At 72.9% G+C, this 12,076-nt stretch carries 12 protein-coding genes and 1 riboswitch; of the genes, 7 read left to right on the forward strand and 5 right to left on the reverse strand.

Going from position 1 to position 12,076, the window contains the following annotated elements; all coding sequences use genetic code 11:
- Window positions 1–56: 56 nt before the first annotated feature.
- Window positions 57–1,007: a carbohydrate-binding protein gene (locus AB0E62_RS07230; RefSeq protein WP_362189376.1), complete on the forward strand. Its 951-nt coding sequence runs from the start codon at window positions 57–59 to the stop codon at window positions 1,005–1,007.
- On the opposite strand, the gene AB0E62_RS07235 is transcribed toward AB0E62_RS07230, so the two are convergent.
- The 3 genes from AB0E62_RS07235 to AB0E62_RS07245 all read right to left on the reverse strand — a co-directional run bounded on the left by AB0E62_RS07235 (window position 1,004) and on the right by AB0E62_RS07245 (window position 4,215).
- Entirely contained in the window at window positions 1,004–1,936 is a 933-nt protein-coding gene (locus AB0E62_RS07235; RefSeq protein WP_362189378.1) for a 1-phosphofructokinase family hexose kinase, read from the reverse strand. The genes AB0E62_RS07230 and AB0E62_RS07235 overlap by 4 nt on opposite strands.
- Before the next feature lie 120 nt (window positions 1,937–2,056).
- On the reverse strand, window positions 2,057–3,184 hold the full coding sequence (gene nagA / locus AB0E62_RS07240) for an N-acetylglucosamine-6-phosphate deacetylase (RefSeq protein ID WP_362190113.1): 1,128 nt from the start codon (window positions 3,182–3,184) through the stop codon (window positions 2,057–2,059).
- Window positions 3,185–3,270: 86 nt separating this feature from the next.
- A complete protein-coding gene (locus AB0E62_RS07245; protein ID WP_362190115.1) occupies window positions 3,271–4,215 on the reverse strand; it encodes an ROK family protein in 945 nt (314 codons plus the stop codon).
- A gap of 141 nt (window positions 4,216–4,356) precedes the next feature.
- On the opposite strand from AB0E62_RS07245, the gene AB0E62_RS07250 reads away from it, so the two are divergent.
- The 3 genes from AB0E62_RS07250 to otsB all read left to right on the forward strand — a co-directional run bounded on the left by AB0E62_RS07250 (window position 4,357) and on the right by otsB (window position 6,967).
- Window positions 4,357–5,610, forward strand: coding sequence for an extracellular solute-binding protein (locus tag AB0E62_RS07250; protein ID WP_362189381.1), 1,254 nt, complete (start codon window positions 4,357–4,359; stop codon window positions 5,608–5,610).
- A gap of 35 nt (window positions 5,611–5,645) precedes the next feature.
- Entirely contained in the window at window positions 5,646–5,870 is a 225-nt protein-coding gene (locus AB0E62_RS07255; protein ID WP_362189384.1) for a DUF3263 domain-containing protein, read from the forward strand.
- 263 nt (window positions 5,871–6,133) lie between these two features.
- Window positions 6,134–6,967, forward strand: a complete 834-nt coding sequence (gene otsB / locus AB0E62_RS07260) for a trehalose-phosphatase (protein ID WP_362189387.1) — start codon at window positions 6,134–6,136, stop codon at window positions 6,965–6,967.
- Here the strand turns inward: otsB and AB0E62_RS07265 are convergent.
- Both AB0E62_RS07265 and AB0E62_RS07270 read right to left on the reverse strand, forming a co-directional pair.
- Window positions 6,955–8,391: a trehalose-6-phosphate synthase gene (locus AB0E62_RS07265; protein ID WP_362189390.1), complete on the reverse strand. Its 1,437-nt coding sequence runs from the start codon at window positions 8,389–8,391 to the stop codon at window positions 6,955–6,957. The two genes, otsB and AB0E62_RS07265, sit on opposite strands and share 13 nt — an antisense overlap.
- A 74-nt stretch (window positions 8,392–8,465) precedes the next feature.
- Window positions 8,466–9,410, reverse strand: a complete 945-nt coding sequence (locus AB0E62_RS07270; protein WP_362189393.1) for a glucosyl-3-phosphoglycerate synthase — start codon at window positions 9,408–9,410, stop codon at window positions 8,466–8,468.
- 157 nt (window positions 9,411–9,567) lie between these two features.
- A riboswitch (SAM riboswitch) is annotated at window positions 9,568–9,713 on the forward strand.
- 18 nt (window positions 9,714–9,731) lie between these two features.
- Between AB0E62_RS07270 and thrC the strand changes: the two genes are divergently transcribed.
- From thrC to AB0E62_RS07285, 3 genes are all read left to right on the forward strand, one after another.
- Entirely contained in the window at window positions 9,732–11,015 is a 1,284-nt protein-coding gene (gene thrC, locus AB0E62_RS07275; RefSeq protein ID WP_362189396.1) for a threonine synthase, read from the forward strand.
- Window positions 11,012–11,287, forward strand: a complete 276-nt coding sequence (locus AB0E62_RS07280; protein WP_030779552.1) for a MoaD/ThiS family protein — start codon at window positions 11,012–11,014, stop codon at window positions 11,285–11,287. Before thrC ends, AB0E62_RS07280 begins: the two co-directional genes overlap by 4 nt.
- A gap of 431 nt (window positions 11,288–11,718) precedes the next feature.
- On the forward strand, window positions 11,719–11,922 hold the full coding sequence (locus AB0E62_RS07285; protein ID WP_004986573.1) for a cold-shock protein: 204 nt from the start codon (window positions 11,719–11,721) through the stop codon (window positions 11,920–11,922).
- The last annotated feature ends 154 nt before the right edge of the window (window positions 11,923–12,076 follow it).

Here is a 12,076-nt window from a genome sequence, read left to right on the forward strand (position 1 = left end):
TCGCCATTCCAGCCCGTACACGCATTCACCCCGCACCTGTTGAGGAGTACCAAGGGATGACGCCCGGCGACAACGGCGCGAGCACGCCCGAGGACGACGACCCGTTCGGCTACCTGTACGCAGACGGCCAGGCCCGGGGAGCCCAGCCGCCGTCCGGTGGTTACGGCTACCCGAACATGGTCAGCAGGGTGCGCACGGTCGGCGAGCGCCAGTACGGCCAGCAGCCGGGACCCCACGGCCAGCCGCCGCAGGGCACGTACGGCCAGGGCGTCCCGCAGCAGGGCGCCTACGGCCAGCCGAACGCCCACTACCAGGCCCCGGAGACGCTGCCCGGCGGCGCGCCCCCGGCCGGCCGCCGGCCCGCCCCGCCCGCCCCCGGCCGCCGCGGCCCGAACACCAAGGGCCTGCTGATCGGCGCGATAGCCGTGGTCGCCGCGGTCGTCATCGGCATCGGCGTCGCGATGATCAACGGCAGCCCCGACGACGACGAGTCCGGCAACCAGGCCACCCCCGCCCCCACCCAGTCCCAGACGCAGTCCCCGAGCCCGTCGGGCAGCAGCTCCCCCACGCCGGGTGAGCTGCCGAAGACCGACGCGAACGCCCTCCAGCTCGCGGGCGGTGCGACGAAGGCGACGGAGATCCAGGGCGCGGAGGCCGCCGGCGGCGCCTACGTGGGCGGTCTGAACACCGCGGGCGCCTCGGTGACCTGGACCGTCGACAACATCCCCGAGGCCGGGCCGTACACCCTCTTCGCGCGGTACAGCGCGACCGGTGAGGACCAGGCGATGACGGTGTCCGTCAACGGCAAGGAGTTCGGCAGCAAGATCGGGTTCCGCAACTGGCGCAAGGCCCCCGAGGGCGACTTCGCCAAGGGCTGGACGCGCTCCTACGTATGGCCCGCCCTCGACAAGGGCCGCAACACCATCTCGATCTCCTGCCAGCCCGGCGACAAGTGCAACGTCCTGCTGGACCACCTGTGGATCAAGAAGGGCCACGTCACCGGCTAGGCCGCGTCGGCCGCCCCGGTGACCCGGACCAGGCCCAGCAGTTCCGTGTACGCGGCCCGGTCGAACTCGCCCGCCGCCGGGGCCCGTACCGTCGCCGCCGACAGGGCGGCCGCGCGGGCCAGGCGGTCCGGCCAGGGGAGGTGCTCCACCAGGCCGGAGAGCAGGCCCGCCACCGCCGAGTCACCGGCGCCCGTGGGGTTGCCGCGGACCGGGGCGGGCGGGGCGGCGCGCCAGTGGCCCTCCGGGGTGACGGCCAGCAGGCCGTCCGCGCCGAGGGAGGCGACCACCGCGTGGGCCCCGCGCCGGCGGGCGTCCTGGGTGGCGCGCAACGGCTCGTGGGAGCCGGTGAGTTCGGCCAGCTCGTCGGCGTTCGGCTTGACGACGTCGGGCCGGGCGGCGACCCCGCGGCGCAGCGGCTCCCCGCTGGTGTCCAGCAGCACCGGCACCCCGGCGGAGCGGGCCGTGCGGACCAGGCCCCCGTACGCCCCCACCGGCACCCCCGGCGGCAGGCTGCCGCACAGCGCCACCGCCGAGGCCCGGGGCATCAGCTCCTGGTACCGGCGCAGGAAGGCCGCCCACTCGGCCGGGGCGATGTGCGGGCCCGGCTCGTTCAGCTGGGTGGTGTCACCGGTGCGCTCGTCCACCACCGCGACGGTGCGCCGGGTCGCCCCGGCGACCGGCACCAGCGCGTCGGTCACGGCATCCGGCGCCGCCGCCAGCATCGACCGCAGGACCGTGCCGGTGTGGCCGCCCGCGAAGCCGGTGACCGTCACCTCGTGGCCGAGAGCGGCCAGCACCCGGGCCACGTTCACGCCCTTGCCGCCGGGGCGTTCGGTGACCTCGGAGACGCGGTGCGCGGCGTGCGGCCGCAGCGACCGTACGCGATAGGTGATGTCGAGAGCGGTGTTCAGTGTGACCGTGAGGATCACCCGGGCCGACCTCCCTCGAAGTCCCTGCGATGTCTTGGGTCCGGGGCCTCGATCATGCCAAAGAGACGGCCACCGGCCCAGTGCGCGGGCAGGTCACCGTCTCCCCGACGGGGGTATGGATCAGGGCAGTTGGGGCGCTACCACCCATTCGCCCCGCCGCATCACGCCCTTCAGCGCGAACTCCTCGTCCAGCAGGACCAGATCGGCGTCCTTGCCGGGCTCCAGCGAGCCGATCCGGTCGTCCAGGCCGAGCAGGCGCGCCGGGTTGGCCGACAGCGCCCGCACCACGTCCTCCACCGGCAGCTTGTCGACGGTCACCGCGCGCTGGAACGCCCGGTCCAGGGTGAGCGTGGAGCCCGCGATCGAGCCGCCCTCCACCAGCCGGGCCACGCCCTCGCTGACCTCGACCTCCAGCGGGCCGAGCAGATAGCGGCCGTCACCGCTGCCGGCCGCGTCCATCGCGTCGGTGATGAACGCGACCCGGTCCGCGCCCGCGTCCCGGAACGCCAGTCCCAGGGCGGCCGGGTGCAGATGGACACCGTCGTTGATCAGCTCGACGGTGACCCGCTCGTCCTCCAGCAGCGCGGCGATCGGGCCGGGCGCGCGGTGGTTGAGGGCGGGCATGGCGTTGAACAGGTGGGTGGCGACGGTGGCGCCCGCGGCGATGGCCTCGGCCGTCTGCTCGTAGCTCGCGTCGGTGTGCCCGATCGCCGCGATCACCCCGTGCTCGGCGAGCAGCCGCACCGAGTCGATGCCGCCGGGCAGTTCGGCGGCGAGGGTGACCATCTTGGCCTGGCCGCGCGCCGCCTCGATCAGCTTGCGGACCTCGGCCGGGTCCGGGTCGCGCAGCAGCGCCTCGGAGTGCGCGCCCTTGCGGCACGGCGAGATGAACGGGCCCTCGAAGTGGATGCCCGCGACGTCGCCCTGCTCGGCCAGCTCGCTCAGCAGCCCGGCCCGCTGGGCCAGCAGGTCCATCCCGTCGGTCACGATGGAGGCGACGACCGTGGTGGTGCCGTGCCGCCGGTGCGCGCGGACGGCCGTCAGGGCGTCCTCCGCCGTGCCCGCGAAGGACGCCCCGCCGCCGCCGTGGTTGTGGATGTCCACGAAGCCGGGGACCAGCCAGTGGCCGCTGACGTCGACGACCTCGGCGCCGGCCGGCGCCGAGGCGGCGATGCGGGTGCCGTCGACCGCCAGCCGGCCGCCCGGGACCGTCCCGGTGGGCAGCACCACGTGCGCGCCGGTGAGCACCTGCGGGCCCGCCGGGGCGGAGCGCCCGCTCGCGCGCGCCCCTCGTGGGACGCCGTCCGGGGCCGGAGTTTCCCGCTCGGTTGCCATCAGGTGCTTACCTCCGGAGTCGTAGGAGTGGTCGTCAGCAGATCGCGGGCCAGCAGCCCCGCGCCCAGGCAGCCGGCGCTGTCGCCGAGGGCGGCGGGGACGATGGCGGGCGTCTTCTGGAAGGTGATCCGGCGTCGCAGGGCGTCCCGCAGCGGCCGCAGCAGCACGTCCCCCGCCTCGGCCAGCCCGCCGCCGATGATCAGCGTGCGCGGGTCCAGCAGACAGATGGCGGTGTGCAGGCCGTCGGCGAGCGCGTCCACCGCCTCCTGCCAGACCCGGACGGCGTTCGGGTCACCGAACGCGACGGCGCGCGCGCAGTCGGCCGCGTCCGCGTCCGGCTCGCCCGAGGCCGCCGCCCAGGCCGTGCTGACGGCGGCGGCGGAGGCGTACCGCTCCAGGCAGCCGTGCTGCCCGCAGCTGCACGGCGTGCCGCCGGGCCGTACGACGATGTGGCCGATCTCGCCCGCGAAGCCGTGCGCGCCGGCCTCCACCCGCCCGCCGATGCCGATCGCCCCGGCGATCCCGGTGCCCAGCGCCACGAACAGGAACCGGTCGGTGCCCCGGCCCGCGCCGATGCGGCCCTCGGCGAGTCCGCCGGTGCGGACGTCGTGGCCGAGGGCGACCGGCATCCCGAGCCGGTCGGCGAGCAGCGAGCGCAGGGGTACGTCCCGCCAGCCGAGGTTGGCGGAGTAGACGGCGACGCCGTCCGCCTCGTCGACGACGCCGGGGACGGCGAGGCCGGCCGCGGCGGCGGGCTCGCCGTACTGCTCGGCGCCGTGGGCGCGCAGCTCGGCGGCGAAGCCGAGGATGTTCGCCACGACCGCCTCGGATCCGTGTTCCCGGCCGGTGGGGCGGCGGGCGCGGTGCAGCACCGTGCCGTCGTCGCCGATGAGGGCGGCCTTCATCCCGGTACCGCCCACGTCCAGGGCGATGACATGTCTCACCACGGGGCTAGTGTGACCCTCCCACCCACGAGAGGTCTAGTCCACTCACGTGGTGTAGACCTTATGTGTCCATATGTTGAACGGTCAGACGGCAGGGTTGGGGCTTTGAGGGTGCGTCGGGGTAGGGCAGGAACGATCGCGGTGGTGTCCGCACTGGGCATGACGGCGGTCCTCGGCGGCTGCGGGAGCACGGGCTCCTCCGACGTCACTCTCAGACTGGTCGCCGCCGACTACGGCGACTCGGCGGCCCACAGCTCCAAGAAGTACTGGGACGACCTGGCGAAGGACTACGAGGCCACCCACCCGGACGTGAAGGTGGAGGTCAGCGTCTACTCCTGGAACGACGTCGACCGCAAGGTCAAGGAGATGGTCGACGCGGGCCACGCCCCCGACCTGGCACAGATCGGCGCCTACGCCGACTACGCCGCCGCCGACAAGCTCTACCCGGCCTCGGAGCTGCTCTCCATCCGCACCCAGGCCAACTTCCTCTCCCAGCTCTCCGACGCCGGCGAGTGGAAGTTCACGCAGTACGGCATCCCGTTCGCCGCCTCCACCCGCGTGCTCTTCTACAACAAGACCCTGTTCGCCAAGGCCGGCATCACGCCGCCCACCACCTGGGCCGAGCTGGCCGCCGACGCCGAGGCGCTCAAGGAGAAGGGCGTGAAGTACCCCTTCGCGCTCCCCCTCGGCCCGGAGGAGGCCCAGGCCGAGACCATGCAGTGGCTGCTCGCCGGCGGCAACGGCGGCAGCGGCTACACCGACGACATCGGCACCTACACGATCGACTCCGCCGCCAACGTCTCCACCTTCACCTGGCTCAAGGACGACCTGGTCGGCAAGGGGCTCACCGGCCCGGTCGCCCCCGGCAAGCTCAACCGCGCCGCCGCCTTCGCCGCCTTCGCCGACGGCCAGGTCGGCATGCTCAACGGGCACCCCACCCTGATCCAGCAGGCCGCCGCGAAGGGTGTGAAGTTCGGCACCGTGCCGATGCCGGGCCGCACCGGCAAGGCCAGGGCCTCCATGGGCGTCACCGACTGGATAATGGCCTTCAAGCAGAACGGGCACCGCGAGCAGGCCGGCGACTTCCTCGACTTCGTCTACTCCGACAAGAACGTCCTCGACTTCTCCCGCACCTACGGGCTGCTGCCGGTCACCAGCTCCGCCTCCAACGCCATGAGCGCCTCCGGCCAGGCCACCGACAAGGCCCTGCGCCCCTTCCTGGAGGAGCTGCCCAGCACCGAGCTGTACCCGGTCGGCAAGACCTCCTGGGCGGCGGTCAGCGCGGCCGTGAAGCAGAACATCGGCCAGGCCGTCGCCCCGAACGGCAGCCCCTCCGGCGTGCTGACCAGGCTCCAGGCCACCGCCACGGCGGCCGACAGCAGCACCGCGAACTGAGCACGCCGTCCCGGCCGGCCGCTACGGTGGCCGGCATGGAACTGGGCAGCCGCGAAAAAGCCATCCTCGCCCTGGAGCGCCGGACCTTCCCCGGGCCCGGCGCGAAGGAACGCGCCATCCGCGAGGAACTGGACCTCTCCCCGGTCCGCTACTACCAGCTCCTCAACGCCCTCCTGGACGACGAGCGGGCCCTCGCCCACGACCCGGTGACGGTCAACCGCCTGCGCCGGGTCAGACAGGCCCGCCGGGCGGAACGCTGACTCTGCGCTCCGGCGGGCGTCCTCGTGGGCGGGGCGCGGGTTCTGGCGTGCGGCCTGGTGGGGGTCTGGTGTGTGTGGGGGGTCGGGCAGGGGCGGCTGATTCTGTGCTCCGGCGGTGTCCTCGTGGGCGGGGCGCGGGTCCTCGCCCACGGCCCGGTGGCGGTCTGGTGTGTGTGGGGGGTCGGGCAGGGGCGTCGGGTGGAACGCTGAGCGGGTGCTCCGGGCGAGGCGTGAGCCGGGCCCGTGGCGGATACTGTCGCGGTATGGATCCTCTGCCCATCCCGCAGACCCAGCCCGGCCGCGACGGACTCGCCGCACTGCTCGCGCGGCCCCGCACCGCGCTGATCGGCCTGGACTTCGACGGCACCCTGGCCCCCATCGTCGCCGACCCCGAGCAGGCCCGCGCCCACCCCGGCGCCGTGCCCGCGCTCGCCGCGCTCGCCCCCGAGATCGCCTCCGTCGCCGTGATCACCGGCCGCCCGCCCGAGACCGCCGTCCGCTACGGCGGCTTCGCCGGCGTCCCCGGCCTGGAACACCTCACCGTCCTCGGCCACTACGGCGCCGAACGCTGGGACGCGGCCACCGGCACGGTCACCGCGCCGCCCCCGCACCCCGGCGTGGCCGCCGCCCGCGCCGAACTGCCCGGCCTGCTGGAGCGGGCCGGCGCGGGGGAGGGCACCTGGATCGAGGAGAAGGGCCGGGCGCTCGCGGTGCACACCCGCCGCGCCGCCGACCCGCAGGGCACGTTCGAGTCCCTGCGCGCCCCCCTCACCGGCCTCGCCGCCCGGCACGGGCTGATCGTCGAGCCCGGCCGCCTGGTCCTGGAGCTGCGCCCGCCGGGCATGGACAAGGGCGTGGCCCTGCTGGACCACGCCCGAGCGGTCGGCGCCGGCTGCGTCGTCTACGCCGGTGACGACCTCGGTGACCTGCCCGCCTTCGCGGCGGTCGACGAACTTCGTGCCGACGGCGTCCCCGGTCTGCTGGTGTGCAGCGGCAGCACGGAGGTCACCGAACTGGCCAAGCGGGCCGACCTGGTGGTGGACGGCCCGGAGGGGGTCGTAGGACTGCTGCGGGCGCTCGCCGCTCAGCTCGGCTGAGCGGTCAGGGCCTGGAGCTGGTCCAGGAACCAGCGGGCGGGCGGCAGCGCGGTCGCGGCGGCGGCCAGCCGCTTCGAGCGGGCCGCCCGCTCCTCCGCCGGCAGGCTCAGCGCCTCGTGCAGCGCCCGCGCCGTGCCCGTGATGTCGTACGGGTTCACCGTGAACGCGTCCTCGCCCAGCTCCTCGTGCGCCCCCGCCTCCCGGGACAGCACCAGCGCGCAGCCCGCGTCCGAGACGACCGGGATCTCCTTGGCGACCAGGTTCATGCCGTCCCGGATGGGGTTCACCAGCGCCACGTCGGCCATCCGGTACGCGGCCAGGGAGCGCGCGAAGTCGTCCTTCACGTGCAGCACCACCGGGGTCCAGCCCGGCGTGCCGTACCGCTCGTTGATCCGGTCCGCCACCCGCTGGACCTCGGCGGTGTAGTCCCGGTAGACGGCCAGGTCCTGCCGGGAGGGATAGGCGAACGCCACGTGGACGGCCTTCTCCCGCCACTCCGGGTGGTCGGTGAGCAGCTGCTCGTACGCCAGCAGCCCGCGCACGATGTTCTTGGACAGCTCGGTGCGGTCCACCCGGACGATCGTCCGGCGGCCCTCGCCGATCTCCTCGCGCAGCGCGGCCATCCGCTCGGCCACGTCGTCCCGGTGCGCCCGCTCGCGCAGGAAGTCCCCGTCCGCGCCCAGTCCGTGCACGCCGATGTGCGTGCCGGAGGGGATGGCGGGTCCCAGCACCTCGCGGCAGCAGGCCGTGAAGGCGTCCGCCCAGCGCCGGGTGAGGAACCCGGCCCGGTCCGCGCCCAGGATGCCGCCGAGCAGCTCGGCCGCGATGTCGTCGGGCAGCAGCCGGAAGTAGTCCGGCGGGGCCCACGGAGTGTGCGAGAAGTGGCCGATGCGCAGGTCCGGCCGCAGCCGGCGGAGCATCCGGGGGGCCAGCGCCAGGTGGTAGTCCTGGATCAGCACCGCCGCGCCCTCGCCCGCCTCCTCGGCCAGCGCCTCGGCGAACGCCTGGTTGTAGGCCTGGTACGAGGCCCACTGCCGACGGAACTCCGCGTCGAACACCGGTTCGAGCGGTGTCTGGTACAGCAGGTGGTGGACGAACCACAGCACCGAGTTGGCGATGCCGTTGTACGCCTCGGCGTGCACGGACGCGTCGATGTCGAGCATCCGCACCCGCTGCCCGCCGGTGTCCCCCTCCGGCAGCAGCCCGCCCCCGGCGCGCCGCACCGCCGCCCGGTCGCCGTCGCCCAGCGCGGCGCAGACCCACACCGAGTCCGCGTCCGCCCCGATGGCGGACAGTCCCGAGACCAGTCCGCCGCCGCCCCGCCGGGCGTCGAGCGAACCGTCCTCGCGTACCTGATAGGAGACCGGGCCGCGGTTCGAGGCGACCAGTACCCGAGCTGTGCCGGCAGTGCGCGTGGAAGCCATACGCCTCAACCTAGCCCGGCCCGTAAACCCTCAAACGTGCGATCCACCTGCGAAGCCGGCCGTATACGGACCGTTCACGCCACCTTCCGCTCCGCGTACTCCGCGATCTCCACCATGGGCGGGCGCTCCTCGGTGTCCACCGAGTAGGTACGCGGCTCGAAACCGTCCTCGCCCCGCTCGAACTGGGTCAGCGCGGGCCGCACCAGGTGCCCCCGGGCCAGCCGGAGCTGGGCCGTGCGGTAGATCGCGGCGGCCATCCGGCCGAGGGCCTGCCCGTCCTGGTGGCGGTGCCTGCGCACGCCCACGTCGACCTGGGCCAGCGCGTCCAGGCCGACCAGGTGCAGCGCGTCCACCAGCATGCCCAGCTCCACGCCGTAGCCCACCGGGAACGGCAGCTGCTCCAGCAGCGAGCGGCGGGCCGCGTACTCGCCGCCCAGGGGCTGCACGAAACCGGCCAGCTGCGGCCAGTGCATGTTCAGCAGCGGCCGGGCCATCAGCTCGGTGACCCGGCCGCCCTGCCCGGCCGACCCGGCGAGCGGGCGGTCGTACATCGCCTTGACCAGGTCCACGTCCGGATCGGTGAGCAGCGGCCCGACGATCCCGAGGACGAAGTCCGACGAGAACTCCCGGAGGTCGGCGTCGACGAAGCAGACGATGTCCCCGCCGGTCACCAGCAGCGAGCGCCACAGCACCTCGCCCTTGCCGGGGACGGCCGGGATCCGCGGCAGGATCTCGTCGCGGTGGACGACCCGGGCGCCGGCCCGCGCGGCCACCTCGGAGGTGCGGTCCGTGGAGCCGGAGTCGACGACGACGATCTCGTCGACGAGCGGGATCTGCTCCACGAGGTCGTGGCGGATGACGGTGACGATGTCACCGACCGTCTCCTCCTCGTTGAGGGCGGGCAGCACGACGCTGATCGTCTGGCCCGTGCGCTGCTTGGCGGCCAGCACCTGGTGCGGCGGGCGGTCGGCCACGGACCAGGAGCGGCGGCCCAGCCAACGCTCGACTTCTTCCAGCACGGTCGGCGGCTCCTCACTGTCACCACCACACGTCGCCGTGTGATGCATCTCGCGGTTCGGACGACTATCTCAACTGTCCTGGCCTTCGGTTACAGTCTTGAACAACGCCGATGACCATCGCATGTCGGGTGGTCAAGCGGCGTTGACAACCACATACAGCTCATCCAGAGGGGCAGAGGGACACGGCCCGATGAAGCCCCGGCAACCCTCCAGCCGAATCTCGTCTTCTTCCAAGCGAGGCTCCCGGCTAGGGAAGGTGCCAAATCCGTCTCACGGCGAGATGCGTCGTGAGGAAGATGAGGAGAAAGGGCCTCGCCTCACATGGCTGTGCAGACAGTTGCCACCTCCAGCGACTCCACCGTCGACCTCGGTCCCGCCGCCGCCCTCAGCTGTCGCGAGTGCGGCCACCGGGTGCCGCTCGGACCGGTCTTCGCCTGCGAGGAGTGCTTCGGCCCGCTGGAGATCGCCTACGACTTCTCCGCCTACGACACCGAGGAACTGCGCCGGCGCATCGAGTCCGGCCCCGCCAGCATCTGGCGCTACGCCCCGCTGCTGCCGGTCCCGGCCGACGTCGCGGACAAGCCCAATCTCAACCCCGGCTGGACCAAGCTCGTCAAGGCCGACAACCTCGCCCGCGAACTGGGCGTGACCGGCGGCCTGTACGTCAAGGACGACTCCGGCAACCCGACCCACTCCTTCAAGGACCGTGTCGTCGCCCAGGCCCTGGAGGCCGCCCGCGCCTTCGGCTTCACCACCCTGTCCTGCTCCTCCACCGGCAACCTCGCCGGTGCCGTCGGCGCCGCCGCCGCCCGGGCCGGCTTCCGCTCCTGCGTCTTCATCCCGCACGACCTGGAGCAGGGCAAGGTCGTCATGGCCGCGGTCTACGGCGGCGAACTCGTCGGCATCGAGGGCAACTACGACGACGTGAACCGCTTCTGCTCCGAGCTGATCGGCGATCCGGCCGGCGAGGGCTGGGGCTTCGTCAACGTCAACCTGCGGCCGTACTACGCCGAGGGCTCCAAGACGCTGGCGTACGAGATCTGCGAGCAGCTCGGCTGGCGGCTGCCCGACCAGATCGTGATCCCGATCGCCTCCGGCTCCCAGCTCACGAAGATCGACAAGGGGCTCCAGGAGCTGATCAAGCTCGGGCTGGTCGAGGACCGGCCGTACAAGATCTTCGGCGCCCAGGCCGAGGGCTGCTCCCCGGTCTCCACCGCCTTCAAGGCCGGCCACGACGTCGTACGGCCGCAGAAGCCGGACACCATCGCCAAGTCCCTGGCGATCGGCAACCCGGCCGACGGCCCCTACGTCCTGGACGTGGCCCGCCGCACCGGCGGTGCCGTGGAGGACGTGACGGACCCGGAGATCGTCGACGCCATCCGGCTGCTGGCCCGCACCGAGGGCATCTTCGCGGAGACGGCGGGCGGCGTGACCGTCGGCGTGACCCGCAAGCTGATCGAGGCGGGCGTGCTCGACCCGGCGAAGACCACGGTCGTCCTCAACACCGGCGACGGCCTGAAGACCCTGGACGCGGTGGCCGGGACCGGTCTGACCGCCACCATCCGCCCGACCCTGGACTCCTTCCGAGAGGCTGGCCTCGCATGAGCGTGACCGTTCGCATCCCCACCATCCTGCGCACCTACACCGGCGGCCGGGCCGAGGTCCCGGCCGAGGGCGGCACGCTCGGCGAGGTCATCGCGGACCTGGAGAAGAACCACACCGGGATCGCCGCCCGCGTCCTGGACGACCAGGGCAAGCTGCGCCGGTTCGTCAACGTGTACGTCAACGACGACGACGTGCGCTTCGAGCAGGGCCTGGACACGGCGACCCCCGACGGCGCCGGAATCTCGATCATCCCCGCCGTCGCCGGCGGCTGATCCCGGCGACGGCCGGTCCGGTCACTGACCGTCCACTCGATTGCCCCCTCCGTGAGAGAAACGGAGGGGGCAATTCTGTGTGATTGAACGCGGTAGAGTTGGGGAACGCGGTCGCGGCCGGGTGGTCGCGAGCCCTGAAATCATGCCGCGCGCCCCGTTAATAAGTAGCCAAGTTGTAGTGGTTCTGTGCGGCTTTTGTGGCTTTTATGGGGCCCGACTTGCCCTGGAGTCGGGTGAATTCTCGTCATATTCCGGACCCCTGGCGTCCAGAATTCTCGTCCGATTGACCTGTTGCAGACGGCAGTGGGACAGATACATTCAGCCGCGGTCGACGCGTTCCGGCGCACGCCCCCGACCAGTTGGGGGGTGAGGTCTGACCCGGGTCCGCGAAGTGTGGATCTGTGCAAGGGCCAGTAATAGGGGAGTTAGGCATGGCTCAGGGCACCGTCAAGTGGTTCAACGCGGAGAAGGGGTACGGCTTCATCGCGGTCGACGGTGGTGCGGACGTCTTCGTCCACTACAGCGCGATCCAGATGGACGGCTACCGCACTCTGGAAGAGGGCCAGCGGGTCGAGTTCGAGATCTCGCAGGGCCAGAAGGGTCCGCAGGCCGATATGGTTCGCGTCACCGCCTGAATGTTTTCGCGTGAAGGGCCCGCACCTCGCAGAGGGTGCGGGCCCTTCGCCGTGCCGCCGCCGTGCCGCCGCCGTGCCGCCGCCGTGCCGCCGCCGTGCCGCCGCCGTGCCGCCGCCGTGCCGCCGCCGTGCCGCCGCCGTGCCGCCGCCGTGT

Origin of the sequence: Streptomyces sp. NPDC038707 (assembly GCF_040636485.1) — a bacterium.
Classification (GTDB): domain Bacteria; phylum Actinomycetota; class Actinomycetes; order Streptomycetales; family Streptomycetaceae; genus Streptomyces.